Source organism: Pseudomonas sp. IT-P395 (genome assembly GCF_949767675.1).
Lineage (GTDB): Bacteria > Pseudomonadota > Gammaproteobacteria > Pseudomonadales > Pseudomonadaceae > Aquipseudomonas.
Genome location: NZ_CATKPW010000055.1, coordinates 307,635 through 334,571, shown reverse-complemented (window position 1 = coordinate 334,571; position 26,937 = coordinate 307,635). Strand labels below are relative to the sequence as shown.

Genomic DNA, 26,937 nt, shown 5'->3' with positions numbered 1-26,937 from the left:
GCAAAACCTGCTTTTTAGCCAGCAAACGCGGGATCCGACGCGTCACCGGCGGAATACGCAGTAGCAGCAGCACCGCACCTATAAAGGCATAGATCGCCCACTCCTCAAGATCAGCGCGCACGATCCACAACATGTGCAGCAAACCCAGGCCCAGAATCACGTAGACCAGACGATGCAGTTTCTTCCAGCGCACACCTAAACGACGCTGACTGTAGCGATTGGAAGTCACCGCCAACGCCAACAATCCGAGAAAGCCCAACGCCCCTACTATTATGTAAGGTCGCTTGCGCAACTCGACCGTCAGCTGCGACCAATCGAAACCCAGAATGAACGCCATATAGCTACACAGATGCAAAACCACATAGGCGAAACACCAGAGCCCCAACTGCCGGCGAACCGCAATCCACCCTGCCCAGCCGGTCAGTTTCTGCATCGGCGTCATGCTCAGGGTGATCAATAACAAGACCAATGTTCCCAGCCCCAGCCGATCAACCAGCACTTTGCCGGGATCCGGCCCAAGCAAATCCTCAAGCGCCTGATACAACCACAGCATCGGCCAGACCGCTGCCGCAATGAAAACGCCTATACGCCAGTACGGGAATCGCATCAGTAGTTCTTCCGCAGATCGAGCCCTGCATATAAAGAAGCGACTTCATCCGCATAGCCGTTGAACATTTGCGTATCACGAACATTCGGCTTGAACAGACTGTTCGGCAGGCGACGCTCCCGTGCTTGCGTCCATCGTGGGTGATCAACCGTAGGATTCACGTTCGCATAAAACCCGTATTCATCTGCCGCAATGCTCTGCCAGGTCGTCTTCGGCTGCTCGCTGACCAGACTGATGCGCACGATGGATTTGACGCTCTTGAAGCCATACTTCCACGGCACCACCAGACGCAGCGGCGCGCCATTTTGATTCGGCAATTCACGGCCATACATGCCTACCGCCAGAATCGCCAAGGGATTCATCGCCTCATCCAGCCGCAAGCCTTCTACATAAGGCCAATCGATCAAGGCAAAACCGGAGCGCTGGCCGGGCATGCTCTTGGGATCCTGCAAGGTTTCAAAGCGAATGTATTTGGCTTTGGACGTTGGCTCGACCTGCTTGAGCAGCGCCGAGATCGGAAAGCCAATCCACGGAATGACCATCGACCACGCCTCGACGCAGCGCAAACGATAGATACGCTCTTCCAACTGATAAGGCTTCATGAAGTCTTCCAGCGCATAGCGCCCTGGCTTACCCACCTCCCCGTCGATCACTACGCTCCATGGTTCGGTTTTCAGCGAGCCAGCATTCGCCGCCGGGTCGCCCTTGTCGGTACCGAACTCATAGAAATTGTTGTAGTGAGTGGCGTCTTTATAAGGCGTGATCGCCTCATCCTTGACGTTGACCGCCCCCCATTTAGTAGAGGAGAGCTTCTCGCTAAACCAGGCAGGTGCCTTGCCCGGCTCGACATCGGCATACCGCGCCGCATCGTCAGCATTGGCCCAGCGCGGCAGGCTACTGACGGCGATACCGGCAGCAGTGGCCCCCAGCAATTGGCGGCGAGAAAGATAGATGGATTCAGGCGTGACATCCGACTCGTGGCAGTCGGACGCTTTGGGGACTTTGATCAACATGGCAACTCCGCAGCTTTGGAGGACAGATGCACCCATAGACTGCGGAGTATGCGGGAAATTACATCACTCGGCTTTTTTGTGCCGACGAAGATGCAACAGGTACTGAACCGGGCCGGACGCCGCGTAAGCAAGGAACACCAGCAACAGAATGCGCGGTGGATCGCTGAATACCACGGCAAACACCAGCACCACAGCAAGGATAGCCACGAACGGTACGCGCCCTTTCAGATCCAGCTCTTTAAAGCTGTTGTACTTGATGTTGCTGACCATCAGCATGCCGGCGGCCGCCACCATCAACGCAACCAGGAACGACATCTTCGAACCCTGAATGCCGTAATCACTGAACGCCCAGACAATCCCCGCCACCACACCAGCAGCCGCCGGACTGGCCAGACCGATGAAATAGCGCTTGTCCGCCGTACCGACCTGAGTATTGAAGCGCGCCAGACGCAACGCCGCGCCTGCTACATAGATAAAGGCGACCATCCAGCCGACCTTGCCCATATCGCCCAACGCCCAACCGAATGCCAGCAACGCCGGTGCAACACCGAACGCGACCATGTCCGACAGCGAGTCGTACTCGGCGCCGAAGGCACTTTGTGTATTGGTCATGCGCGCGACACGACCGTCGAGGCCGTCGAGCACCATGGCAACGAAGATCGCGATCGCAGCGAAAGCAAAATACTTGCTCGCGTTGGCGGAATCACCGGCACTCAAGGCCGCCTGGGCGCTCATCGAGTTGATGATGGAGTAAAACCCTGCGAACAGGTTCGCAGTGGTGAACAGATTCGGCAGCAGATAGATACCACGATGCCGGACTTTACGACCTTCTGCGTCGTGCCCTTCCTCGATGTGTTCATCGATAGGCAGCAGGCTTTCGGCGTCAGAAGCCTTGTTCGGCTCTTCGGGACGTTCGCTCATGGACATTACCTTGCAACGGTTTGGAGAAAATTCGACAGGTGCTTGAGGACGACAGTTCGGCCACAAACGCTGCAGCTTTATACCAGAACCACCGGCTCAAACGAAAAAACGCGGCCGAGGCCGCGTTTTTTCATACAAGGGACGACGACTTAGTTTTTGGCTTTGTCGACGATCTTGTTGGCACCGATCCACGGCATCATGGAGCGCAGTTGCTCGCCGATGACTTCGATGCCGTGAGCGGCGTTGTTACGACGCTTGGCGGTCATCGAAGGGTAGCCGGTTGCGCCTTCGCTGATGAACATTTTGGCGTATTCGCCGTCCTGAATACGTTTCAGGGCGTTGCGCATGGCCTGACGGGACTCGGCGTTGATCACTTCCGGGCCAGTCACGTACTCGCCGTACTCGGCGTTGTTGGAGATCGAGTAGTTCATGTTGGCGATACCGCCTTCGTACATGAGGTCAACGATCAGCTTCAGTTCGTGCAGGCACTCGAAGTAGGCCATTTCCGGCGCGTAGCCAGCTTCAACCAGAGTTTCGAAACCGGCTTTGACCAGCTCAACGGTACCGCCGCACAGAACGGCTTGTTCGCCGAACAGGTCGGTTTCGGTCTCGTCCTTGAAGGTGGTTTCGATGATGCCGGTACGACCGCCACCAACGCCAGCGGCGTAGGACAGCGCAACGTTTTTGGCGTTGCCCGAGGCGTCCTGGTAGATCGCGATCAGGTCAGGGATACCGCCGCCCTTGACGAACTCGGAACGTACGGTGTGACCCGGAGCTTTCGGCGCGATCATGATCACGTCGAGGTCGGCACGCGGTACAACCTGGTTGTAGTGGATCGCGAAGCCGTGGGAGAAGGCCAGGGTGGCGCCTTTCTTGATGTTCGGCTCGATTTCGTTCTTGTACAGGGAAGACTGGAACTCGTCCGGGGTCAGAATCATGACCAGGTCGGCAGCAGCAACAGCGGAAGCAACGTCGGTCACTTTCAGGCCGTGAGCTTCTGCTTTGGCAACGGTGGCCGAACCTTTACGCAGGCCAACGGTAACGTCGACACCGGAGTCTTTCAGGTTGCACGCTTGGGCGTGGCCCTGGGAACCGTAACCGATGATGGCAACTTTCTTGCCCTGGATGATCGACAGGTCGCAGTCTTTATCGTAGAAAACTTTCATGAATTTCCCCTATATATCCAGGCCGTTCAGGCCATTCGCTAATTTGGTTTAGATGCTGAGTACTTTGTCGCCGCGGGCAATGCCGGTCACGCCGCTACGGACGGTTTCCAGAATCGATGCGGTGCCGATGGACTGAATGAAGCTGTCGAGCTTGTCGCTGGTACCGGTCAATTGAACGGTATACACGCTGGCGCTGACGTCGACGATCTGTCCACGGTAAATATCGGTGGTGCGTTTGATCTCGGCGCGCTGGGCGCCAGTGGCCTTGACCTTGACCAGCATCAGCTCGCGCTCGATGTGAGCGCTTTCCGACAGGTCCACCAGCTTGACCACTTCGATCAGCTTGTTCAGGTTTTTGGTGATCTGCTCGATGACTTCATCGTGGCCAACGGTGGTCAGCGTCAGACGCGACAGGGTCGGGTCTTCGGTCGGAGCCACGGTCAGGCTTTCGATGTTGTAGTTGCGCTGCGAGAACAGGCCGACTACGCGAGACAGAGCGCCGGGTTCGTTTTCCAGAAGCAAGGAAATAATGTGCCGCATGATTAAGTACGCTCCGTCTTGCTCAGCCACATATCGCGCATCGAGCCGTCTTTGATCTGCATCGGATAGACGTGCTCGCTGGTGTCGACCGAAACGTCGATGATCACCAGGCGATCCTTCATGGCGAACGCTTCTGCCATCTTCGACTTCAAATCTTTCGATTCGGTGATGCGTACGCCGACGTGGCCGTAGGCTTCAGCCAGCTTGACGAAGTCAGGCAGCGATTCCATGTAGGAATGCGAGTGACGGCTGCCGTAGCTCATGTCCTGCCACTGACGCACCATCCCCAGAACACCGTTGTTGAGGATGACGATTTTCACTGGCAAGCCATATTGCAGGCAGGTCGACAGTTCCTGGATGTTCATCTGGATACTGCCTTCGCCGGTGACGCAGGCAACATCGTCATCCGGGAAGCTCAACTTGATGCCCATGGCCGCCGGGAAACCGAAGCCCATGGTGCCCAGACCACCGGAGTTGATCCAGCGATTCGGCTTGTTGAACGTGTAGTACTGCGCAGCGAACATCTGGTGCTGGCCCACGTCGGAAGTGATGAAGGCATCGCCCTTGGTCACTTCGCAGAGGGTTTCGATCACGGTCTGTGGCTTGATCTTGCTGCCGTCGCCCTTCTCGTAAGGGAACAGGCCGCGATCACCGCGCCATTCATCAACCTGCTTCCACCAGCTGGCAACGGACTCCTTGTTCGGGGTCTCGCCGATTTCCTTGAGGATCGCAACCATTTCGGTCAGGACGCTCTCCACCGGGCCAACGATTGGCACGTCGGCCTTGATGGTCTTGGAAATCGAAGCCGGGTCGATATCGACGTGGATGATCTTGGCGTTCGGGCAGAACTTCGCCGCGCCGTTGATCACGCGATCGTCGAAACGTGCGCCGACCGCGAGGATCACGTCAGCATGGTGCATCGCCAGGTTGGCGGTGTAGCTGCCGTGCATGCCGAGCATGCCGATGAACTGACGATCAGTACCCGGGAAACCACCCAGGCCCATCAACGTGTTGGTCACGGGCAGGTTGAGCATTTTCGCCAGTTCGGTCAGCGGTGCAGAACCGTTGCCGAGGATCACGCCGCCACCCGAATAGAGCACTGGGCGCTTGGCCGCCAGGAGCATTTCTGCCGCCTTGCGGATTTGCCCGGAGTGACCGCGAACGGCCGGGCTGTAGGAACGCAGCTTGGCTTTTTTCGGGAAGATGTATTCGAACTTCTCGGCCGGGTTGGTCATGTCTTTCGGGATATCGACCACGACCGGGCCCGGACGACCGGATTGCGCCAGGTAGAAGGCCTTCTTCATTACTTCCGGGATTTCCGAAGCGTGCTTGATCATGAAGCTGTGCTTCACGATCGGCCGGGAGATACCGATCATGTCGGTTTCCTGGAACGCGTCGGTGCCGACCATGGTGCTTGGCACCTGACCGGAAATGATCACCATTGGAATCGAGTCCATATAGGCGGTCGCGATCCCGGTAATGGCGTTTGTGGCGCCAGGACCGGAAGTCACCAATACCACGCCGGCTTTACCGGTGGCACGGGCATAACCGTCAGCCATATGGGTTGCCGCTTGTTCGTGACGAACCAGGATGTGAGTCACTTCCGGTTCTTTGAACAGGGCATCGTAAACATGCAGGAGAGCACCACCCGGGTACCCGTAGATATATTTGACGCCTTCGTCACGCAAAAAGCGGACTAGCATCTCACCGCCAGATAAAAGCTCCACGTTGTTCACCTCTAAAACGCCAGAATACCGTCCACAAAAAAGGGGCGGGTCTTAATAGGTTTACTTCTCGGCAGAGCATGAGCGACGGTGGTCGCCGACTACGTCAGCACTGACTGAGCAAGTATTGGGATCGTCCCAAGTGTTGCGGGCCTTTCCCACCCAGCGCGAGGTAACGCGTTGCGGGTGTAACAGGTCGGCGCGGATGTGCGCCTCATGATCTACCGAGTGGGTCTGCTTCTGGCAGTCCCTCTACAGCGGACTTTGGATTCTTCTGTTTCGCCCTCTCCAAGTCAAGCCGTCTATGTGGTTAATTGTGGGTAAACACATGAGAACGCAAGAAAAAACCTGAAAACCGCTACTCTGTTAGTGTCAATTGCGCACTTTTACCAAGGATTCAGCATGCGAACGCTCCTCCTCACTCTGCTGATCGGCATCAGCCCATGGGGCATGGCCGCTCAAATCTACAAATGGGTCGACGCTCAAGGCGTCACGCATTTCGATGCGCAGCCGCCAGCGGGCCAGCCGTCGACGACCTTGCAGACGCCCTCGTCGCCCCCGCCCAAGCCCGGGGCAATGCCGGGCAGCGGTGTACTCGGTGACCAGAAGGCTATCGACGACAAGGTGAAGAAACAGGTGGCTGACCAGCAGGCGCAGCTCAAGCAGTTTTGCGAGCAGGCACGGACGAACCTTGCGCAATTGCAGAACAATCCGCGTTTGAGGGAGGAGGTGGAGGGGCAGATGCGCCGGCTGGATGATGCACAGCGTCAGGAACGCATCGTCGAGGCACAGAAACAAATCGCGCAGAATTGTGAATAGACACCTGTAGGAGCTGCCGCAGGCTGCGATCTCTTGATTTTGCTTTCAAAAACAAGATCAAAAGATCGCAGCCCTCGGCAGCTCCTACCTATCCGGTGTCAGTCTGGGTTAGCGCGAGGCAGTGATCAGCAGGTCAAACTCTTTGAGCAGCACCTGCAACTGACGATCCTTGCCACCCAGGTTGCGCTGGGCGAAGACCATTTCGGCCATTTCCTGAATCCCCGAAGCATTCGGCAACGGCAAATCCTGTTCAAGGATCATCTTCATGCGTGGCAGGAAGATCCATTGCAGCCACTGCTCGAAGTCCAGTGTATCGACCGAAAACGGCTCGACACTGCTCAGCGCTTCGGCCGACGGAGAAACCTCATCCCACCAGCCTTGTGTGCGCAGCTCACGCTCGATCAGCAACAGCTGATCAGCGATTTTCGGGAAACGAGCATCCATCACAGCGAAACCTTGGCCTTCTGACGGGCCTGAGCGGCGCCGGCGGAATCGCCTTGTTTCTCACGGGACTGAGCAATGATTTCCCATAGGCTGGCCTGCAAGTCCGGACGACCGTTGGCCATGGTCAACGCACGACGGGCGAACTGCTCTGCTTGCGGCGCGTCACCTTGGGCCATGCGCACCTGCGCCAGACGATAAAGCACTTGCGGCTCACGCGGCGCCACACGCTGAGCACGCTCCAGGCTGGACGACGCGCCATTGAGGTCGCCACCGGCCTGTTGTTGTTGAGCTGTCGTCAGCAAGGCAAGCACCGGACCGTCCAGTTGCTCATCTGCCGACAAGCCACCGCCGCTGCTGGCCGAAGGAATCCCGCTGGGCGTCGACGGCATGCTGTAGCTGCCGGAATTGATCGGCGCGGACTCGGCCGGCGAAGGATTGTACGGCCCCGCCGTGATACCGCCGGATGCCGGGCCTGGCACGATTGGCGAAGCGCTGATCGGTGTCGACACGGCAGCGCCGCCGCCCGGCACCATCACCACCACACCAGTATCACCTTGCGGAATGGCCTGAGTCTGGCCCTGCGCAGGACGCTTCACCGTCGTTTGACGGAAACCGCCATTGGCCGAAATACGCTCGCTGTTGGACACCGCAGTACCGGAATCAACCACCGGAATCGAACCACGCTGTACGGTAGAGCAGCCGCTGAGCAAAGCCACGGCGGTCACCGCTGGAATCAACCACTTGTTCACTTGAAACCCTCTTCGCTTAATTCATCCAGCCCTTGACCCAATCCATCACCGACTCGCCGGAAGCAGGCGTTTCGCCCGCACAGGCGGCGCCGGGTGGTGGTTCGCTGCCGCGAATATACGGCATCTGCACCGCCCCCGGGCAGTTGGCATCGGAGCCCTGCCCGGTACGCGAATCGACCCACGCCTGCACGACGTTGTCCGGTTGCGGCATGTCCAGCGGCAGCGGATCGGCCTTGCGCATGAAACTGGTCCAGACCTGCAGCGCACCAGTCGCCCCGGTGAACGGTGTCTTGCCGTTGTCATCACGACCCAACCAGACCACCGCCAGCAGATCCTGACTGAAACCGGCGAACCAGCTGTCACGGGAATCGTTACTGGTACCGGTCTTGCCCGCCAGCGTCAGAGTCTTGGGCAGCACGTTATAAACCGAGCTGCCGGTACCTTCACGCATCACGCGCTGCATGGCGTTCTGGATCAGATAAATGGACGCCGGATCGAAGCGCTGCTCAATCTGAAACGGATAACGCTTGAGCGGCTCGCCCTCGGCGGTCAGCACGCTACGAATCCCGCGCATCGGCGTATTGAAACCACCGTTGGCCAGCGTCTGGTACATGGTCGCGACTTCGATCGGGGTCATGCCGCCAGCGCCGAGAAGCATCGACGGGAATGCCGGGAACTCACGCGTCACGCCCAGTCGACCCAGGGTTTTCAATACATTCGGCACGCCGACTTCCAGGCCCAGACGCGAAGTCGACAGGTTGTAGGAATGCGCCAAGCCCTGATAAAGAAACACGGTACCGTGAGAGCGACGGTCATAGTTCTGTGGTTTCCACACCTGACCGTTCGCGCCTTTGACCGACAACGGATCGTCGGACAGCCAACTGGTCAGGGTGTACTGGCTCGGTTTTTCCAGCGCAGTCAGATAAACCGCAGGCTTGATCAACGAGCCAATCGGCCGCACGGCATCCAGTGCGCGGTTGAAACCGGCATAACTGGCCTGACGGCTGCCGATCATGGCCTGGACTTCGCCGGTTTCCGGATTGGTCACGACCATCGCCGCTTCCACGTCATCAGAACCCTTGCGCCCGGCCAGACGTTTGAAGGTGTCGTTGACCGACGCTTCGGCCTTCATCTGCAGGATCGGATCGAAACTGGTGAAGATGCGCAGGCCTTCTTCCGTCAAGTCTTCGTCGCGGTAGTCTTCACGCAACTGGCGTTTGACCAGATCGATAAAGCCCGGGAACGAGCTGTCGGCGAGCTTGCCGCGCGTGGTCACGCCCAGTGGCATTTTCTTCGCCGCTTCGACCTGTTCGGCAGTCGCCACGCCTTGCTGCTCAAGCACGTCGAGCACCAGGTTACGCCGCTCCAGCGCGCGCTCAGGATTACGACGCGGGTTGTAGTAGGACGGGCCTTTGACCATGCCGACCAGCAACGCCACCTGATGCAGTTTCAGCTCGGACAATGGCTGGCCGAAGAAGAACTGGCTGGCCAGACCAAAACCGTGCACCGCACGCTGACCGTCCTGTCCGACGAAGACTTCGTTGAGGTAAGCCTCAAGAATTTCCTTCTTGTCGTAATGCAACTCCAGCAGCATCGCCATCATTGCTTCGGTGAGCTTGCGAGTCAGGCTGCGTTCGCTGGTCAGGTAGAAGTTTTTCACCAACTGCTGGGTCAGCGTACTGCCGCCCTGGGTCATCTTGCCGCCAGAGGTGTTGACCCAGACAGCGCGGGCAATCGACTTCGGCGACACGCCCCAGTGGCTATAAAAGTCGCGGTCTTCTACAGCGACCAGGGTTTCGAGCAGATACGGCGGCACCTGATCGAGTTTGATCAGAATGCGGTCTTCGAGATTCTTTGGATAAATGCCGCCGATCATCAACGGCTCAAGGCGCACTACGGATAACTTTGAACCGTTGGTCGCCGACAGTTCTGCGACGTAATCGCCGGAGAAACGCACGCGTACCGGCTGCGGTTTTTCCAGGCCTTCATAGAACTGGAAGCCACGGGTATTCAGATCGACCGTATTGCCACTGACGGCTGCGGCGCCGGGGCCATTGCTGACCGCCTCACGGCGATAGCCAAGGGCATCGAGTTCGGTAAGGAAATCGTCCTTGCTGAGCTTTTGTCCGACGAACAGCTCGAGCGGCCGCGCGTAGACCTTGGCCGGGATGGTCCAGCGTTTGCCGGAGAACTTCTCCTGCACCACGGCATCGAGGTAAACGGCGAAGCCGGCCAGCACGACAAGGCCGACCAGACTGAGTTTAATGGCCCAGCTCAACCACGGGCTAAGGCCCTTGGAGGGTGGCTTTTTCTTGGTACGGGGGGATCGAGTTCGAGTCATGGCGGCGGATTATACGCACTTTATTCATCCTCAACAGGAGCGCTCCGAGGTTTGCGTCGGGCTGGCGAGCGGCCATAATGGCCACCTCGAATTTCCCCCAGTCTCTGAAGGATCGCCCGTGAGCCAGTCACTGATCGCTGCCCTGCAAAACCCGGCCCTCTACCCGCACCCTGTCGAAGGGTTTCAGGTCATCGAAACCCATATCTCGTGGGTGATCCTCACCGGTCCCTTCGCTTATAAAGTGAAGAAACCGGTCAATTTCGGCTTCCTCGACTTCACCGGTCTCGAGTCGCGTGCACATTTCTGCGCAGAAGAGCTGCGTTTGAACCAGCGTTTGACTGATGATTTGTATCTGGAAGTGTTGCCGGTGACTGGCAGCGTTGAAGCACCGCAACTGGGCGGCGACGGCGCAGCGATCGAATACGTGCTGAAAATGCGCCAGTTCCCGCAGAGCGGTTTGCTCAGCACCCTGCAAGCCAATGGCGAGCTGACCACCCAGCACATCGACGAGATGGCGCAGCAGATTGCGCGCTTCCACCTCACCGCGCCAAAAGTCCCGGCCGAACACGATGCCGGCACCCCGGACAGCGTAATGGCGCCGGTCGCGCAAAACTTCGAGCAGATCCTGCCGTTCCTCAGCGACAAAAACGATCTGCTGCAACTCGACGCACTGAAAGCCTGGGCCGAAAGCAGTTTCGAACGTCTCAAGCCACTGTTCGCTCAGCGCAAAACCGAAGGTTTTACCCGTGAATGCCACGGCGATATTCACCTGGGCAACGCCACGGTCATTGACGGCAAAGTGGTGATCTTCGACTGCATCGAGTTCAACGAACCGTTCCGTTTCACGGACGTCTGGGCCGACACCGGTTTCCTCGCGATGGACCTGGAAGACCGTGGCCTGAAATCCCTGGCGCGCCGCTTCATCAGCCAGTACCTCGAGTTGACCGGCGACTATCAAGGCCTGGAAGTGCTGAACTTCTACAAAGCCTACCGCGCACTGGTTCGCGCCAAGGTTGCGCTGTTCAGCATGCCGGCAGACGCAACACCAGTGCAGCGCGCCACCACCCTGCGCCAGTACCGCAACTACGCCAACCTGGCGGAGAGCTACAGCACCATTCCCTCGCGTTTCATGGCGATCACCCACGGTGTTTCCGCGGTTGGCAAAAGCCACGTGGCCATGCGTCTGGTCGAAGCGCTGGGCGCCATCCGCCTGCGCTCCGATGTCGAGCGCAAGCGCTTGTTCGGCGAGCAAACCGTTACCAACGATGTGCAAGCCGGTATCTATAGTGCTGACGCCAGCACCGCGACCTACGCGCGCCTGCACGAAATTGCGGAAGTGATCCTGCACGCTGGTTTCCCGGTGGTCATCGACGCGACTTACCTCAAACGCGAACAACGCGACAACGCGGCAAAAATTGCCGAAGCCACCGGCACACCATTCCTGATCCTCGACTGCAACGCACCGCAAGCGGTGATCGAGAGCTGGCTGGCGATTCGTCAGGCCGACAAACAGGATCCGTCTGACGCCACCCTGGCCGTAATCGAAGCGCAGCAGGCCAATCGTGAAGCGCTGACGCCGGAAGAAATCCTGCGCAGCAAACGCGTGCAGACCAACGAATCCGGCACGCTGGACACCGTGGTCGCGCAGATCCGTCAGCGCCTGCCAGGCCTGTAAGAAACTATTTCGGCCGTGAAGCCCTCGCTCGCTTCACGGTCGTCAAATAGTGGCACTATACTGGCGTCATAAAACCAACGGTGATATGACATGAGCCAGCCGAAACTTCTCGACACCCCGCTGTATGCCTTGCTGCACAAAGACGACATCACAGGTTTCAACAAAGAGCGCCCACAGGATGGCCCGATCGACATGGTCGGCGGCGATTTCCGTGGTCTCGATTTACGTGAACTGAACGCCGATGGCGTGGATTTCCGGGACGCGTACTTCCGTTCCGCCGATCTGCGTGGCATCGATTTCCGCAATGCGTCGCTGGAAGGTGCAAGCCTGGCTCACGCACAGATTTCCGGGGCGTATTTCCCGCCGGAGCTGAGCGCTGACGAGATTCTGATGTCGATGAATTTCGGCACGCGTTTGCGTTATCGCACCCGCTGATCGCCTCATTGTTCCCTGACACAACGCCTTCCCTGCAGGAGTGAGCCTGCTCGCGATAGCGGTTTAGAATTCAACACATGTGTGCCTGCAAGTCCGCTATCGCGAGCAGGCTCACTCCTACATTGATTTGTGTTCCCCCCTCCTCATCTGCGCTCGCAGCCCTTAAAAGCGCCCTTTCTTAGAAGCGTTTGCGTTGAATCCGACCAAACAACCACGCTTTTCCTACTGATGGCTACACTCCTGAGAAGCTCGCCCACGCACCATTCGGCCGTCGCAAGGAGGCTTGATGAATGATGAACTGCAACACCTGAAGAATCTTGGCAAGACGTCGGCGCAATGGCTGCATGCCGTGGGCATCCACAGCGCCTCGGACTTGCGTCGCCTGGGCGCAGTGGATGCCTACCGGGCCGTGCGTACCCGCGGGTTTCGCGCATCGAAGGTGTTGTTGTATGCGATTGAAGGCGCGCTGATGGATGTGCACTGGAACGACATCCCCGCCGAACGCAAGGACGCCTTGAACAAGCAGCTTGAAGCCATTTCCTCGCGCCACAAGAACTGAACGGGCATAGACCGTTATGTATTTACTGGGGGAACAATCGGCCTGGGCCGATGCCTTGATCAACCGTTTGCAGAGCTTGCCTGCACTGTGGCTGCGCGATTTGGCGCCTTGCGGGCCGACTCTGGAGCTGGAAGCGTCGGATGATTTGCTCGCGCAATTGCCCGCCGATCAGCTATTCCTGCTCAATGAAGGTGGGATCAGCGGCTGTATCGCCGCCCGCCCGCTGTTTTATTGGCAGGAGGGTGATTTGATCGGCCTCCAGCAAGGTGAGAACTGGGCTGATTGCCGTTTATGCAATGAAGGGGCATTGCGCTTGACGCCCTATCGGCGTGGTGAGTTTTTCCAGCATTTGCATGCCGACACTCATCGGGCAGAGCAGTTTCTGGAGTATCTGCTCGGGCAAATGGCAATCCTTGCCCATGCCGTCGCGGAGCTGAAGCCACGCGAGTTTCGCAGCACCAACGGTTTCAAACGGGTCGAAGCAGGTGAAACCCTGATCAGCCAGGGTGACGTAGCTGACCACGTGTTCGTAATCATCGACGGGCATGCCGAAGCGTTTGTAGACGGGCAGAAAGTTGGCGACGTGCCCAAGGACGAAATTTTTGGTGCTATGGCCGTGTTCACCGGCGAGCCACGCAGTGCCACGGTCATCGCCCGAGAACCGAGCACAATAATGCTGATTCCCGGTGAACAATTCTTGAGCATGACTCGCACCAATCCGAAGATCGCCCACAGCCTGATCGAGAGCATGGCGCGGCGGATCGGCCAGCTGAATCGGCAGATCACACGAATACCCCCACCGGAAAGCCTGCGCTGAACCCTTTGTTTACGGGGTGTTCCGGCCATTTACCAGACGAATTCAAAGAAACGGAAAAACAGTTGTTGACTCGGTAATGAGAATCGCTATGATTATCACAACTGGTCGCGAGATCAGTCGATATTCTGAAAAGCCCTTGGTTCGGACTCTCAGATTATCTCCTCATCAGGCTAATCACGGTTATTTGACCCGGTTTTTACCGGGTCTTTTTTTGCCTGTGGAAAAGTCATTTGCCGAACTGTTTGCGCATCTGCTCGCAGTAATCCTGCTTGGGCGTGGCGGGCGTGTACCAAACGTAATCGGCCATCGCTGCCGTTATCTCGGTGCCCTGCTCTGCCAGCATCAACACCGTCGGGGACTCCGTGGCGCCCAAATCCACAACATGCAACAGCACGCCAACATCCTTGCGCGCATGCCACGCACCGGCCAGCAAGACTGAAGGTGTCGGGGCCGCCAATAGCCCTTCGGCCATACGCCGATCACGTTGTTGCTGAACAGCGAGCATTGCCGGCATCTGTGATTCGGGCAGCAGGCCACAGTGGGAATCGCTGATCTGCTCCAACAATACGGCTTTCACCGACTCAGCATTGCTGCGCTCTCCCTTCAACACGGACGGATTGCGATAGAAGGTTCGAATCTCGTCGCTATCCAGATTTGCCGCCAGTAGCGGATAAGGTTGAGTGAGCGCGAAGCGGACAATCGGCCCATAGAGATTCCAGTCCCAACCGTCCTGCCAGGCCAATGCACCGGGCAGATCAGCGGACGGCGTTTTCGTCTGGCGTGCCTGGTCAACACGAGGCTGCTGGTCCGGCGTGAACATTTCCATTAGAAGACTGCCCTGCGGCCGCTGCTCGCCGAGCGAGCGCAACAGCCACAACTGCGCGGCATGATGATCGGCATTGTCATGCTGCTCACCGATGATCAACCGCTCAGGCTCAGCCAAGCGCTTCACCAGCTGCTGCGCCGTCAGCACTTCGCCGTTGCGTAGATCGCGAATCTCGCCACTGACCGGCGGTGGCGCCACAGCATGCTGACACCCCGCAAGCAACACCACCGCCAACAGCCACATCCCACGCATGCAATCACCTCGATGATCCAGTCAGCGGGCGATAATCAGCGGATGCCCACGCTCCGGGTGCGGCTGCACCAACACTTCGAGACCGAATACGGCCTGGAGCGTGTCCGGTCGCAAAACCTGCTGCGGTGTATCCAGCGCCACCGGATGCCCGCCTTCCAGCAGCAGAATGCGATCACAATAACGCGCCGCCAGATTCAGATCATGCAGGATCACCAATACCGCGGCGCCACGATCAGCAAACTCGCGCACGGCCTGCAGCGTTGTGTGTTGATGCAGCGGATCGAGCATCGACGTCGGCTCATCCAACAGCAGCGTCTGCCCGGCCTGCCCCGGCCAAAGCTGCGCCAGCACCCGCGCCAGATGCACACGCTGACGCTCGCCACCGGACAGCGCCAGATAACTGCGACCGCTCAAGTGCCCGGCATCCGCCGCCGTCAACGCCGCCGCAATGATTTCGTCATCCCGCACCCGACCGCTTTGCCAAGGCAAGCGGCCCATGCCGACCACTTCTTCAACGCGAAAGGCAAAATCCAGGGTCGACACCTGAGGCAACACCGCCAGTCGTTGCGCACGTTGCGGGCCAGTCCAGTGACTCAACGCCTGCCCGTCGAGGGAAACCCCGCCGTTGCTCGCCGCCAACTCGCCGCACAAGGCGCCCAGCAAGGTACTCTTGCCGGCACCGTTCGGCCCCAGCACACCGAGTACTTCACCCGGTTCAAGCTGCAGCGTGACATCGCTGAGCACTGTCTTGCGACCACGCTGAATGTGCAGATCCTGTGCACGTAACATCAGGCGCGCCCTCGTAACAGCAGATAGAGGAAGAACGGCGCACCGATAAACGCGGTGACAATACCGATCGGCAATTCTGCCGGCGCCAGCGCCAATCGCGCGACCAGATCAGCCAACAGCAACAGGCTCGCCCCCGCCAACACCGATGCCGGCAGCAAGACTTTGTGATCCGGCCCCGCCAGCAAGCGCACCAGATGCGGCACCACCAGCCCGACAAAACCGATCATCCCGGCTGCCGCCACTGCGGCGCCAACCCCCAGCGCCGTACAAAACACTAATTCACGCTTGAGCCGCTCGACATCGATGCCTAAATGTCCGGCCTCGGATTCTCCGAGCAGCAAGGCATTCAGCGCTTTCGCCCGACGCGGCAACCACAATGCGACACCGGCGCTGATGATCAGCAAAGGCCACAGCCGCGCGTAACTGGCGCCATTGAGGCTGCCAAGGTTCCAGAAGGTCAGCGTGCGCAGCGTCGCGTCATCCGCCAGATAAGTGAACAAGCCGACGGCCGAACTGGCCAGCGCCGTCAGGGCAATCCCCGCGAGCAACATGGTTGCAACATTGGTCTGGCCGTTGCGTCGCCCCAGTCGATAGACCAGCGCCGTCACCCCTAACCCACCGAGAAACGCACAGACCGACAACAGATACGGTCCAAACCATTCCGGCAGACCGCCGAAAAACGAGCCACCAACAATCGCGATCGCCGCGCCCAATGCCGCGCCGCTGGAAACGCCGACCAGCCCCGGATCCGCTAACGGGTTACGAAACAAGCCCTGCATTGCCACACCGGACAACGCCAACACACCGCCGACCGCCAGCCCGAGCAAAGTACGCGGCAAACGAATCTGCCCCAGGATCAGCTCCGCCTGCTCCAGACCGTCCGGTGCCAGCGGCAGGCCGAGCATGCGTAACGCCGCGCGTAATGTATCGAACAGCGGCAGGCTGACCGGCCCCAACGCCAGCGACAGCCAGATCGCCAGCAAACACAGCAGTGTCAGGCCAATGAACAAGGCACGGGGTTTTACCAGTGTGGTCATTGGCCGCTCTTGGCCGGGTAGAAACCGTCAGTCAGGCTTTTCAGCGCCGCCGGCAAACGTGGCCCGAGGCCGCCGACCAGCAAAGTCGGGTCAAGCTCCAGCACGCGCCCGGCCTTGGCCGCGCGGCTGGAACTGAGAATCGGATTTTCCTTGAACAGCGCTGCTTTCGCCGGCTCACCGGTCAACGCACGGTCGGCGAACACCAGCACTTCAGGATCGAGGCTGGCGAGGGATTCCACGGAGAACGGTTTGTAACCGGTGTGCGTCGCCAGGTTACGCCCCCCGGCCTGCTGCAACAGCCAGTCGGCGGCAGTGTCCTTGCCGGCGATCAACGGTTTGCCGCCCGCATGCCCGAGCAACAGCAACACGCCCGGCGCCTTTTGTTTGCTCTGCACTTGAACAACACGCGCCTTCTGCGCATCGAGCTGCTGTTGATAAGTTTGCAGCAACTGCGCAGCCTTCGGCTCGGCGCCGAGCAATTGGCCCAAATGAGTAACGTTTTTCTCCAGCGTCGGCAGATCCGGTTGAGCCGAGAACAACACCACCTGAACCTTGGCCGCTTTGACTTGCGACAGAACCGGCGGCGGGCCCATTTCTTCAGTGCCAATCAAGATATCCGGACGCAGACTGAGAATGCCCTCAGCCGAAAGGCTGCGCTGATAACCAATGCTCGGCAGCGCCTTCAACGACTCCGGGTGCTGGCTGGTGGTATCGACGCCGACCAGTTTCGATTCGCCGCCCAACGCACTGACCCACTCCGACAGCGCACCGCCGGCACTGACCCAACGTTGCGGCAAATCAGCCGCTGCAGCCTGGTGGCTGACCAAAAGTCCGACACACAGCGCGGCAACGCGGGTACTCAGGCGCATACACAGCTTCCTTGAATAAGGTTTTTCCCGGGCATCAGGATGGCAGGCCAAGTATCCTCGACATCTGCCAGACGCCTGCGGGTGAAGGCCGCCATTTGATAATTGTTTGCATTTAAACGTCAAGCTCGGACATATCCAGACACGAGCGGACACTAGAGGATAGTCATGAAGTTTCTCTGCGCGGGCGCCGACCTGGCTGAAGCGAAAAGCCGTGGTTTTGAGATCGACGGCAACAAACTGTTCGCCGTGCGCCGCAGCGGCCAGGCGTATGTCTACCTCAATCGCTGCCCGCATCGCGGCGTCGGGCTGGAATGGCAGCCAGACCAGTTTCTCGACCCGAGCAACAGCCTGATCCAGTGCGCCACCCACGGCGCACTGTTTCTGATCGAGGACGGCGAATGCGTCGCTGGCCCCTGCGCCGGGCAATCACTCACCGCCATCCCCTGCCGCGAAGACGCCCAAGGCCTGTGGATCGATGTTTAACCGTTGAGTAACACGTCGAGACGCCGGTCGATGACCATCTCTTCATGGTCCAGCCGCACGCCATACGCCAGCACCTCAACGCCGCAGGCCACTGCTTCGAGAAGTGCATCGGCGTACGCCGAATCGATTTCCTTCGCCGGCCGCACCGCGTCAATCCCGCTCAGATTGACGCAGTACAACTGCACCGCGCGAATCCCGTCCCGTGCCAGATGCGCCAACTCCCGCAGATGCTTGGCGCCACGCTGGGTCACGGCATCGGGAAATGCTGCCACCGCAGTACCGTCGAAGCCCAGGGTGACGCTTTTCACCTCTACATAGGCCGGGCCACTCGGGTATTCGAGACGGAAATCGATACGGCTCTTTTCCTGCCCGTAAGCGACTTCACGTTTCAACGCGGTAAAGCCGTTCAGCTCGCTGATGACACCCGCCTGCAACGCCTCTTCGACCAGTCCATTAGCCCGCGCTGTATTCACGCAAAACAACCGGCCTTGCGGGGTTTCACCGATTTCCCATGTACCGGGCAACTTACGTTTCGGATCGTTGGAGCGACTGAACCAGACCTGCCCACCCTCGACCTGACAATTGAGCATCGAACCGGTGTTCGGGCAGTGAATGGTCAGCAACTCGCCGCCAACGGTTTCGATATCGGCGAGAAAACGCTTGTAACGCCGGATCAGTCGCGCCTCTTCCAGAGGTGGATAAAAGCGCATCAGCCTTGCCAGCTCTTCAAGCCACGGGCGATTCGCTCCACCGCTTCCTGTAAGCGCGGGAGGTTTTGCGTGTAGGCAAAACGCACATGGTGACTGGCCTGATAGCGACCGAAATCCAGACCCGGGGTGAACGCCACATGCTCGGTTTCGAGGAAATGTCGGCAGAACGCGAAGGCATCGCCGCCGAACTGGCTGATATCGGCGTAGAGATAGAAAGCGCCTTCCGGCTCCACGGCGATGTTGAAACCCAACTCGCGCAACGCTGGCAGGAGGAAATCCCGGCGACGGCCGAATTCGGCACGACGCTCTTCAAGAATCGCAATAGTATCCGGCTCGAAACAGGCCAACGCCGCATATTGCGCCATGCTCGGTGCACTGATGTAGAGGTTCTGCGCGAGTTTTTCCAGCTCGCTGACCGCCGCGTCCGGCGCCACCAGCCAGCCGAGACGCCAGCCGGTCATGCCGAAATACTTGGAGAAACTGTTCAACACAAAAGCGCTGTCATCGACTTCCAGCACGCTGGCGGCATCGGTGCCGTAGGTCAGACCGTGATAGATCTCGTCCACCACCAGATGCCCGTGTTTCGCCTTGATGGCTGTGGATAACCCGGCCAGCTCATCGCGTGTCAGGATCGTCCCGGTCGGGTTGGCCGGCGAAGCCACCAGTGCGCCGACGCTGTCGTGATCCCAATGCCGCTCGACCAGATCAGGAGTCAGTTGATAACGCACGTCCGGACCCACCGGCACCAACTGCGCCGCACCTTCGACCAAACGCAGGAAGTGCCGGTTGCACGGGTAACCCGGATCCGCCAGCAGCCAGTGTTTACCGGGATCGACCAGCAACGCGCTGGCCAGCAACAGCGCACCGGAACCGCCCGGTGTAATCAGAATCCGCCGTGGGTCGATATTCAAGCCATAACGCGATTGATAAAACCCGGCGATTGCCTCGCGCAGTTCCGGAATGCCGCGCGCAGCGGTGTAACGGGTCTTGCCCGCCGTCAGCGCCGCTTGCCCGGCACGAATGATCGGTTCAGCGGTAGTGAAGTCTGGCTCACCGATTTCCAGATGGATGACATCATGACCTTCAGCCTGTAACTCATTGGCCCGCGCCAGCAGCGCCATCACATGGAACGGTTCGATCGCACGACTGCGCGCACTGTAAGGCTGAGCCATTGGTTTTCCTTCGGCAGGGAAAAAGAGACGATTCTACCCATCTGCCGGAACGAGCGAGAACCCGCAGCGGTCACAGCCTCAAGAACGCTGGACTGTAACGATACGCACGTACGCTCCAGGATTGACTAAAATCAGTGATTGAACAGGTCTTCAACACCACCAGACACGGCTTGCCAAACATTTGCAAGCGCCACCCGCCGGGGCCTCGACATCCGGGAGTAGCGCAGGCCGATTTGATCTGGTAAGTTCGCCCGCTTGCAGCCGCAGGGCCGGCAGGTGTCGGTGATGGAGCAATCCTGCGCAATGGATTACAAGAGTAGAGGCGGTCCATTTCATGCCCACCCAAGCAAAGCAACAGCAGCAAACGGCGATCAGCGGCTTCGAACCTTATGTTCAGGCCAAAGACGAAGAGTACATGGGCAAACCCATGCGCGCGCACTTCACCAAGATCCTGACCAAGTGGAAACTGGACTTGATGCAGGAAGTCGACCGAACTGTTGATCACATGAAGGACGAAGCGGCCAACTTTCCCGACCCGGCCGACCGTGCCAGTCAGGAAGAAGAGTTCGCCCTTGAACTGCGTGCCCGTGATCGCGAGCGCAAGCTGATCAAGAAGATCGACAAGACACTGCAACTGATCGAAGACGGCGAATACGGCTGGTGCGATTCGTGCGGCATCGAGATCGGCGTCAAGCGCCTTGAAGCCCGTCCTACTGCCGACATGTGCGTCGACTGCAAGAACCTGGCTGAGATCAAGGAAAAGCAGGTCGGCAAGTAATCTCGACCTGAACGAAAAACGGAGCGTGCGAACGCTCCGTTTTTGTTTCTGCCTTTTGCCTTTTGTAGGAGTGAGCCTGCTCGCGAAATCGGTGTGTCATTCAGCATTTAATCGTCTGAAATTACGCTATCGCGAGCAGGCTCGCTCCCACAGGTTGACCTGCGTATAGCCTGAAAAGTAGCTTCGTCTCCATGACTGCCAAAACATCCCCCGCCTACATCGGCCGCTTCGCCCCAACCCCGAGTGGCCACCTGCACTTCGGTTCGCTGGTTGCCGCCCTCGCCTCCTACCTCGACGCCCGTTCGGTCGGTGGTCGCTGGCTGGTGCGCATGGAAGATCTCGATCCGCCCCGTGAAGAACCCGGTGCGCAGGTGGCGATCCTCAAGGCGCTGGAGAGTTACGGCTTTGAATGGGACGGCGACATGGTGCGCCAGAGCGATCGCCACGATGCTTACGCCGAAGTGCTCAACAGCCTGTTCAATCATGGCCTGGCCTACGCTTGCACCTGCTCGCGCAAACAGCTCGAAGCGTACAACGGCATCTATCCGGGCCTGTGCCGCAATGCCGGTCACGATCAGCAAGACGCGGCGATCCGCCTGCGCGTGCCGGAACTGGAATACCACTTCATCGATCGTGTTCAGGGCGAATACCGCCAGCATCTGGGCCGCGACGTCGGCGATTTCGTGATCCGTCGCCGCGACGGCCTCTACGCCTATCAACTGGCCGTGGTCCTCGATGATGCCTGGCAAGGCGTCACCGACATCGTGCGCGGTGCCGACCTGCTCGACTCGACCCCACGCCAACTCTATCTGCAAGAATTGCTCGGCTTGCGCCAACCGCGTTACCTGCACTTGCCGCTGATTATCCAACCGGACGGCAACAAGCTCGGCAAGTCCTACCGCTCGCCGCCGCTACAAGCCGATCAAGCCACGCCATTGTTGCTGCGAGCCCTGCGCGCACTGGGGCAAAACCCAGGCGCCGAACTGGCTCACGCCTCGCCGCAAGAGTTGCTGGCGTGGGGCAGCGCACACTGGGATGCCACACAGATCCCGCGCACACTGACGCTGCCCGAAGCGCAACTGCTATGACGACACTTGCAGTCGTGCGCCCATCCGTTACCATCGCCGCACGTTTTCGGGCACGCGCATAAAAAAGAGAGGCCGGGATGTACATCTATCGCTTGGTCCTGCTTTTAGTCGTGGGGATCTACCTGTTTTCCCCCGCCATCATGGATTGGTGGATCGACGCTACGGGCGCCTGGTATCGCCCGTATCTGCTCTGGCTGATCCTCATAGTCGTGACCTTCATCCTGCAGAGCCAAAAAGATGCCGATGAGCTTTAGCCTGACCCAGATGATCCTGGTCAGCGCCGCGTACCTGGCGGTGCTGTTCGGCGTTGCCTGGATCAGCGAACGGGGCATGATCCCGCGCGCGATCATTCGCCACCCGTTGACCTACACCCTGTCACTGGGTGTTTACGCCAGTGCCTGGGCGTTTTACGGCACGGTCGGCCTCGCCTATCAGTACGGCTACGGCTTTCTCTCCAGTTACCTCGGCGTGTCCGGCGCGTTTCTGCTGGCGCCGGTGTTGCTTTATCCGATCCTGAAGATCACCCGCACCTATCAACTGTCGTCGCTGGCGGATCTGTTCGCGTTCCGCTTTCGCAGCACCTGGGCCGGCGCGCTGACCACGATTTTCATGCTGATCGGCGTACTGCCGCTGTTGGCGTTGCAGATTCAGGCGGTGGCCGACTCCATCGGCATTCTGACCGGCGAGCCGATCCAGAGCCGCGTGGCGTTGGCGTTCTGTGCGCTGATCATTCTGTTCACGATTTTTTTTGGTTCCCGGCATATCGCTACCCGTGAGAAGCACGAAGGACTGGTATTTGCGATCGCCTTTGAGTCGGTGATCAAACTGATCGCTCTCGGCGGCGTCGGTTTGTATGCGCTGTATGGTGTGTTCGACGGCCCGCAGCAACTTGAGCTGTGGCTGCTGCAGAACCAGACCGCCCTCGCCGCCCTGCACACGCCATTGCAGGAAGGCCCGTGGCGCACGTTGCTGCTGGTGTTCTTCGCCTCGGCGATCGTGATGCCGCACATGTATCACATGACCTTTACCGAAAACCTCAATCCGCGCTCGCTGGTCAGTGCGAGCTGGGGTTTGCCGCTGTTCCTGCTGCTGATGAGTCTGGCAGTACCACTGATCCTCTGGGCCGGGCTCAAGCTCGGTGCAACGACCAATCCGGAATACTTCACCCTCGGCATCGGCATCGCCGCCAACAGCAAACCGCTGGCCTTGCTGGCTTACGTCGGTGGCTTATCGGCGGCCAGCGGATTGATCATTGTGACCACGCTCGCGTTGTCGGGCATGGCGCTGAACCACTTGGTGCTGCCGCTTTATCAACCGCCGGCCGAAGGCAATATCTACCGTTGGCTGAAGTGGACCCGCCGCGCGCTGATCGTCGCGATCATCATGGCTGGTTTCGGTTTCTATCTGATGCTCGGCGCCGAACAGGATCTGGCCAACCTCGGCATCGTTGCGTTTGTGGCGACCCTGCAATTCCTGCCCGGCGTGTTGTCGGTGCTGTACTGGCCGACCGCCAACCGGCGCGGCTTTATCGCCGGTCTGCTGGCGGGGATTCTGGTCTGGGTAGTGACCATGCTGCTGCCGCTGGTCGGCAATCTGCAGGGTTTCTACATCCCGCTGCTGAACATGATTTACGTACTCGACGACACCAGTTGGCACATGGCGGCCATCGCCTCGCTCGCCGCCAACGTCTTGATGTTCACGCTGATCTCGCTGTTCACCAACGCCAGCCCCGAAGAAGCCAGCGCCGCCGAAGCCTGCGCTGTGGATAACGTCCGGCGCCCGCAACGCCGCGAACTGCACGCTGCCTCGCCCCAGGAATTCGCCACACAACTGGCGAAACCGTTGGGCGCCAAGGCTGCGCAGAAGGAGGTCGAGCAAGCGCTGCGTGACCTCTATCTGCCTTTCGACGAACGCCGCCCGTACGCCTTGCGTCGTTTGCGCGACCGCATCGAAGCCAACCTCTCCGGCCTGATGGGCCCGAGCGTGGCGCAGGACATGGTCGAAACCTTCCTGCCCTACAAGGCCGGCGGCGAAAACTATGTGACCGAAGACATCCACTTCATCGAAAGCCGTCTCGAGGATTACCACTCGCGCCTCACAGGCCTGGCCGCCGAACTCGATGCCCTGCGTCGTTACCACCGCCAGACCTTGCAGGAACTGCCGATGGGCGTCTGCTCGCTGGCCAAGGATCAAGAGATCCTGATGTGGAACAAGGCCATGGAAGAACTCACCGGGATCGCCGCGCAGCGTGTGGTCGGTTCACGCCTGAGCACTATCGGCGAGCCGTGGAAGGAATTGCTGCAAGGCTTCATCAACCTGCCCGACGAGCATTTGCACAAACAACATCTGGCCCTCGACGGTCAGACGCGCTGGCTGAACCTGCACAAAGCCGCCATCGATGAGCCATTGGCGCCGGGTAACAGTGGCTTGGTGTTACTGGTCGAGGATTTGACCGAAACCCAGATGCTCGAAGACAAACTGGTGCACTCCGAGCGCCTGGCCAGCATCGGTCGCCTCGCGGCCGGTGTGGCCCACGAAATCGGCAACCCGATCACCGGCATCGCTTGCCTGGCGCAGAACCTGCGCGAAGAGCGTGAAGACGACGGCGAACTGACGGAAATCAGCGGGCAGATTCTTGAACAGACCAAACGCGTGTCACGCATCGTCCAGTCGCTGATGAGCTTCGCTCACGCCGGCAGCCATCAGCACAGCGATGAACCCGTTTGTCTGGCCGAAGTTGCCCAGGATGCTATTGGCCTGCTGGCGCTGAACCGACGCAATTTCGAAGTGCAGTTCTACAACCTGTGCGACCCCGATCACTGGGTCGAAGGTGACCCGCAGCGGCTCGCCCAGGTACTGATCAATCTGCTCTCCAACGCCCGCGACGCCTCGCCGCCGCACAGTGCGGTGCGGGTCAAGAGCGAAGCCGGCGAACACACGGTCGATCTGATCGTGGAGGACGAAGGCAGCGGAATTCCGAAGAACATCATGGACCGATTGTTCGAACCCTTCTTCACCACCAAGGATCCTGGCGAAGGCACCGGTCTGGGCCTTGCACTGGTCTATTCCATCGTTGAAGAGCATTATGGACAAATCACCATCGACAGCCCGGCTGATGTACAAAGCCAACGCGGCACCCGTATCCGGGTGACCTTACCGCGTCATGTCGAAGCGACGTCCGCTGTGAACTGAGACCGTCGAGAGTATCGAATCAATGCCGCACATTTTGATCGTCGAAGACGAAACAATTATCCGCTCCGCCTTGCGCCGCCTGCTGGAACGTAATCAGTACCAGGTCAGCGAAGCCGGTTCAGTGCAGGAAGCACAAGAACGCTTCACCATTCCTACGTTCGATCTGATCGTCAGCGATCTGCGCTTGCCGGGTGCGCCGGGCACCGAGCTGATCAAGCTCGGCCAGGGCACACCGGTGCTGATCATGACCAGTTACGCCAGCCTGCGCTCGGCGGTCGACTCGATGAAGATGGGCGCGGTGGACTACATCGCCAAGCCTTTCGACCACGATGAAATGCTTCAGGCTGTCGCGCGGATCCTGCGTGATCGCCAATCGGCACCGGCGGCCGGCGAAGCGGTTGCCAGCAAACCGGCCAATGGCAGCGGTAAATCCGCCGTCGACAACAGCAACGGCGAAATCGGCATCATCGGCTCCTGCCCGCCGATGCAGGATCTGTACAGCAAGATCCGCAAAGTCGCGCCGACCGATTCCAATGTGTTGATCCAGGGCGAGTCCGGCACCGGTAAGGAACTGGTGGCCCGCGCCCTGCACAACCTCTCGAAACGTGCCAAGGCGCCGATGATTTCGGTGAACTGCGCAGCCATTCCGGAAAGCCTGATCGAGTCCGAACTGTTCGGCCATGAGAAAGGCGCATTCACTGGCGCCAGCGCCGGGCGTGCCGGTCTGGTTGAAGCGGCGGACGGCGGCACCTTGTTCCTTGACGAAATCGGTGAGCTGCCACTGGAAGCCCAGGCCCGCCTGCTGCGCGTGTTGCAGGAAGGCGAGATTCGCCGGGTTGGCTCGGTGCAGTCGCAGAAAGTCGATGTGCGCCTGATCGCGGCGACTCACCGGGATCTCAAGAGCCTGGCGAAAATCGGCCAGTTCCGTGAAGACCTTTATTACCGTCTGCATGTGATCGCACTGAAACTGCCGGCCTTGCGCGAGCGCGGTGCCGACGTCAATGAGATCGCCACGGCTTTCCTCGCTCGCCAGAGCGCGCGCATCAACCGTACCGACCTTAAGTTTGCTGCGGATGCCGAACAGGCGATCCGGCATTATTCCTGGCCGGGTAACGTGCGTGAGCTGGAGAACGCGGTCGAGCGCGCAGTGATTCTGAGCGAAAGCCCGGAAATCTCCGCCGATCTGCTGGGCATCGATATCGAGCTGAGCGATCTGGAAGACGACGAGTTCATCGGTCTGCCACCGCAAACGGGCGGTAACGCCAGCAACAGCAGCCATGAGCCGACCGAAGACCTGTCGCTGGAAGACTACTTCCAGCACTTCGTCCTCGAGCATCAGGACCACATGACCGAGACCGAACTGGCGCGCAAACTGGGCGTCAGCCGTAAATGCCTGTGGGAACGCCGTCAGCGTCTGGGCATTCCGCGGCGCAAGACCGGGGTCGCCAGCGAGAGCTGAACGTTACCTGTCGAGTGTGCGGGTAACGCTTGAAGATGTGAAAAAACTGTTACCTCAGTCGATTCACGTAACAGAAGCCGGGGTTATCGGTAACGAAACCCCGGCTTTTTTTCGCCCCGACAAAACGGTTATATCGACCTAACCCCTTGTTTTATTGGGTTTCGCAAAAGTTGGCACGGCACCTGCTATATGTTCAGTACAAGAACAATAACAAGCAATGCACAAGACAATAAAAATAAGACGAATCGACTCACGCACAATAAAAACAAGACGGCGAGAGGCGCAGCTAACTGATTCTTTTGGAGAGGCGTTGTATTTGGGGCTTGCCCCACGACCAGGCCGAGAACAACAAAAACTGTCCTAAGACAGAGCCTGTACTGGTTGGATCGAGAGATCACTGCAATTCAGCGACCAAAGCAATCCGTTTGCTCTTGGCTCCCGATTGGGAGGGTCACGAGGGAAACACTTCGTG

At 59.1% G+C, this 26,937-nt stretch carries 26 protein-coding genes; 11 read left to right on the top strand and 15 right to left on the bottom strand.

Annotation, left to right across the window (positions count from 1 at the left end; genetic code table 11):
• The 6 genes from msrQ to ACM6IN_RS23675 all read right to left on the bottom strand — a co-directional run.
• The coding region (gene msrQ, locus ACM6IN_RS23700) for a protein-methionine-sulfoxide reductase heme-binding subunit MsrQ (RefSeq protein WP_414916790.1) at positions 1 to 607 on the bottom strand (607 nt) is incomplete at its 3' end.
• The gene (msrP, locus tag ACM6IN_RS23695; protein WP_095114485.1) at positions 607 to 1,620 is read right to left on the bottom strand and encodes a protein-methionine-sulfoxide reductase catalytic subunit MsrP; all 1,014 of its coding nucleotides are present in this window, start codon (positions 1,618 to 1,620) and stop codon (positions 607 to 609) included. The genes msrP and msrQ, both read right to left, overlap by 1 nt.
• 63 nt (positions 1,621 to 1,683) lie before the next feature.
• Entirely contained in the window at positions 1,684 to 2,541 is an 858-nt protein-coding gene (gene pssA, locus ACM6IN_RS23690; RefSeq protein ID WP_016983477.1) for a CDP-diacylglycerol--serine O-phosphatidyltransferase, read from the bottom strand.
• Positions 2,542 to 2,690: 149 nt separating this feature from the next.
• Positions 2,691 to 3,707, bottom strand: a complete 1,017-nt coding sequence (gene ilvC / locus ACM6IN_RS23685) for a ketol-acid reductoisomerase (protein WP_007909969.1) — start codon at positions 3,705 to 3,707, stop codon at positions 2,691 to 2,693.
• Between the two features lie 48 nt (positions 3,708 to 3,755).
• Complete coding sequence (gene ilvN / locus ACM6IN_RS23680; protein ID WP_003176102.1) at positions 3,756 to 4,247, bottom strand: acetolactate synthase small subunit; 492 nt, start codon at positions 4,245 to 4,247, stop codon at positions 3,756 to 3,758.
• A 2-nt stretch (positions 4,248 to 4,249) separates the two neighbouring features.
• A complete protein-coding gene (locus tag ACM6IN_RS23675) occupies positions 4,250 to 5,974 on the bottom strand; it encodes an acetolactate synthase 3 large subunit (protein ID WP_414916789.1) in 1,725 nt (574 codons plus the stop codon).
• Between the two features lie 399 nt (positions 5,975 to 6,373).
• Here ACM6IN_RS23675 and ACM6IN_RS23670 point away from each other — a divergent pair, with 399 nt between their 5' ends.
• Positions 6,374 to 6,790, top strand: a complete 417-nt coding sequence (locus ACM6IN_RS23670; RefSeq protein WP_007949939.1) for a DUF4124 domain-containing protein — start codon at positions 6,374 to 6,376, stop codon at positions 6,788 to 6,790.
• Positions 6,791 to 6,898: 108 nt separating this feature from the next.
• Here ACM6IN_RS23670 and ACM6IN_RS23665 read toward each other — a convergent pair whose 3' ends face one another.
• Genes ACM6IN_RS23665 through mrcB form a run of 3 tightly spaced genes read right to left on the bottom strand, consistent with a single transcriptional unit; the run spans position 6,899 to position 10,324 of the window.
• The gene (locus ACM6IN_RS23665) at positions 6,899 to 7,234 is read right to left on the bottom strand and encodes a YqcC family protein (protein ID WP_007909947.1); all 336 of its coding nucleotides are present in this window, start codon (positions 7,232 to 7,234) and stop codon (positions 6,899 to 6,901) included.
• Positions 7,234 to 7,983, bottom strand: coding sequence for a hypothetical protein (locus tag ACM6IN_RS23660; protein ID WP_007909946.1), 750 nt, complete (start codon positions 7,981 to 7,983; stop codon positions 7,234 to 7,236). The genes ACM6IN_RS23665 and ACM6IN_RS23660 overlap by 1 nt, the downstream gene beginning before the upstream one ends.
• A gap of 16 nt (positions 7,984 to 7,999) precedes the next feature.
• Positions 8,000 to 10,324, bottom strand: a complete 2,325-nt coding sequence (gene mrcB / locus ACM6IN_RS23655; RefSeq protein ID WP_007909944.1) for a penicillin-binding protein 1B — start codon at positions 10,322 to 10,324, stop codon at positions 8,000 to 8,002.
• A gap of 118 nt (positions 10,325 to 10,442) precedes the next feature.
• Here mrcB and ACM6IN_RS23650 point away from each other — a divergent pair, with 118 nt between their 5' ends.
• The 4 genes from ACM6IN_RS23650 to ACM6IN_RS23635 all read left to right on the top strand — a co-directional run bounded on the left by ACM6IN_RS23650 (position 10,443) and on the right by ACM6IN_RS23635 (position 13,810).
• The gene (locus tag ACM6IN_RS23650; RefSeq protein WP_414916788.1) at positions 10,443 to 11,999 is read left to right on the top strand and encodes an AAA family ATPase; all 1,557 of its coding nucleotides are present in this window, start codon (positions 10,443 to 10,445) and stop codon (positions 11,997 to 11,999) included.
• 90 nt (positions 12,000 to 12,089) lie between these two features.
• Complete coding sequence (locus tag ACM6IN_RS23645) at positions 12,090 to 12,434, top strand: pentapeptide repeat-containing protein (protein WP_007909940.1); 345 nt, start codon at positions 12,090 to 12,092, stop codon at positions 12,432 to 12,434.
• A gap of 286 nt (positions 12,435 to 12,720) precedes the next feature.
• Positions 12,721 to 12,993 carry a TfoX/Sxy family protein gene (locus tag ACM6IN_RS23640; protein WP_003228231.1) on the top strand — a complete coding sequence of 91 codons (273 nt, stop codon included), beginning with the start codon at positions 12,721 to 12,723 and terminating at the stop codon, positions 12,991 to 12,993.
• 16 nt (positions 12,994 to 13,009) lie between these two features.
• Positions 13,010 to 13,810, top strand: coding sequence for a Crp/Fnr family transcriptional regulator (locus ACM6IN_RS23635; protein WP_414916787.1), 801 nt, complete (start codon positions 13,010 to 13,012; stop codon positions 13,808 to 13,810).
• Between the two features lie 226 nt (positions 13,811 to 14,036).
• On the opposite strand, the gene ACM6IN_RS23630 is transcribed toward ACM6IN_RS23635, so the two are convergent.
• The 4 genes from ACM6IN_RS23630 to ACM6IN_RS23615 are packed head-to-tail and all read right to left on the bottom strand — an operon-like array spanning position 14,037 to position 17,583.
• Entirely contained in the window at positions 14,037 to 14,888 is an 852-nt protein-coding gene (locus ACM6IN_RS23630; protein WP_414916786.1) for a ChaN family lipoprotein, read from the bottom strand.
• A gap of 21 nt (positions 14,889 to 14,909) precedes the next feature.
• On the bottom strand, positions 14,910 to 15,632 hold the full coding sequence (locus tag ACM6IN_RS23625) for a heme ABC transporter ATP-binding protein (RefSeq protein ID WP_414895106.1): 723 nt from the start codon (positions 15,630 to 15,632) through the stop codon (positions 14,910 to 14,912).
• Between the two features lie 44 nt (positions 15,633 to 15,676).
• Positions 15,677 to 16,660 (bottom strand): FecCD family ABC transporter permease, encoded by a 984-nt coding sequence (locus tag ACM6IN_RS23620; RefSeq protein ID WP_185051973.1) that lies wholly within the window; start codon positions 16,658 to 16,660, stop codon positions 15,677 to 15,679.
• A gap of 50 nt (positions 16,661 to 16,710) precedes the next feature.
• Entirely contained in the window at positions 16,711 to 17,583 is an 873-nt protein-coding gene (locus tag ACM6IN_RS23615; RefSeq protein ID WP_414916785.1) for a heme/hemin ABC transporter substrate-binding protein, read from the bottom strand.
• A gap of 165 nt (positions 17,584 to 17,748) precedes the next feature.
• On the opposite strand from ACM6IN_RS23615, the gene ACM6IN_RS23610 reads away from it, so the two are divergent.
• Positions 17,749 to 18,066, top strand: a complete 318-nt coding sequence (locus ACM6IN_RS23610) for a Rieske (2Fe-2S) protein (RefSeq protein ID WP_095114498.1) — start codon at positions 17,749 to 17,751, stop codon at positions 18,064 to 18,066.
• On the opposite strand, the gene sfsA is transcribed toward ACM6IN_RS23610, so the two are convergent.
• Together sfsA and ACM6IN_RS23600 are read right to left on the bottom strand one after the other, a co-directional pair.
• Positions 18,063 to 18,776 (bottom strand): DNA/RNA nuclease SfsA, encoded by a 714-nt coding sequence (gene sfsA / locus ACM6IN_RS23605; protein WP_007909924.1) that lies wholly within the window; start codon positions 18,774 to 18,776, stop codon positions 18,063 to 18,065. The genes ACM6IN_RS23610 and sfsA overlap by 4 nt on opposite strands.
• Positions 18,776 to 19,948 carry a pyridoxal phosphate-dependent aminotransferase gene (locus tag ACM6IN_RS23600; RefSeq protein WP_007909923.1) on the bottom strand — a complete coding sequence of 391 codons (1,173 nt, stop codon included), beginning with the start codon at positions 19,946 to 19,948 and terminating at the stop codon, positions 18,776 to 18,778. The genes sfsA and ACM6IN_RS23600 overlap by 1 nt, the downstream gene beginning before the upstream one ends.
• Before the next feature lie 334 nt (positions 19,949 to 20,282).
• Here ACM6IN_RS23600 and dksA point away from each other — a divergent pair, with 334 nt between their 5' ends.
• The 5 genes from dksA to ACM6IN_RS23575 all read left to right on the top strand — a co-directional run bounded on the left by dksA (position 20,283) and on the right by ACM6IN_RS23575 (position 26,465).
• The gene (dksA, locus tag ACM6IN_RS23595; protein ID WP_007909922.1) at positions 20,283 to 20,726 is read left to right on the top strand and encodes an RNA polymerase-binding protein DksA; all 444 of its coding nucleotides are present in this window, start codon (positions 20,283 to 20,285) and stop codon (positions 20,724 to 20,726) included.
• 191 nt (positions 20,727 to 20,917) lie between these two features.
• Complete coding sequence (gluQRS, locus tag ACM6IN_RS23590) at positions 20,918 to 21,814, top strand: tRNA glutamyl-Q(34) synthetase GluQRS (RefSeq protein WP_007909921.1); 897 nt, start codon at positions 20,918 to 20,920, stop codon at positions 21,812 to 21,814.
• A gap of 77 nt (positions 21,815 to 21,891) precedes the next feature.
• Complete coding sequence (locus ACM6IN_RS23585; RefSeq protein WP_003176118.1) at positions 21,892 to 22,068, top strand: hypothetical protein; 177 nt, start codon at positions 21,892 to 21,894, stop codon at positions 22,066 to 22,068.
• The gene (locus ACM6IN_RS23580; RefSeq protein ID WP_007909920.1) at positions 22,052 to 25,006 is read left to right on the top strand and encodes a sensor histidine kinase; all 2,955 of its coding nucleotides are present in this window, start codon (positions 22,052 to 22,054) and stop codon (positions 25,004 to 25,006) included. The genes ACM6IN_RS23585 and ACM6IN_RS23580 overlap by 17 nt, the downstream gene beginning before the upstream one ends.
• Before the next feature lie 22 nt (positions 25,007 to 25,028).
• Entirely contained in the window at positions 25,029 to 26,465 is a 1,437-nt protein-coding gene (locus tag ACM6IN_RS23575) for a sigma-54-dependent transcriptional regulator (protein WP_007909919.1), read from the top strand.
• The last annotated feature ends 472 nt before the right edge of the window (positions 26,466 to 26,937 follow it).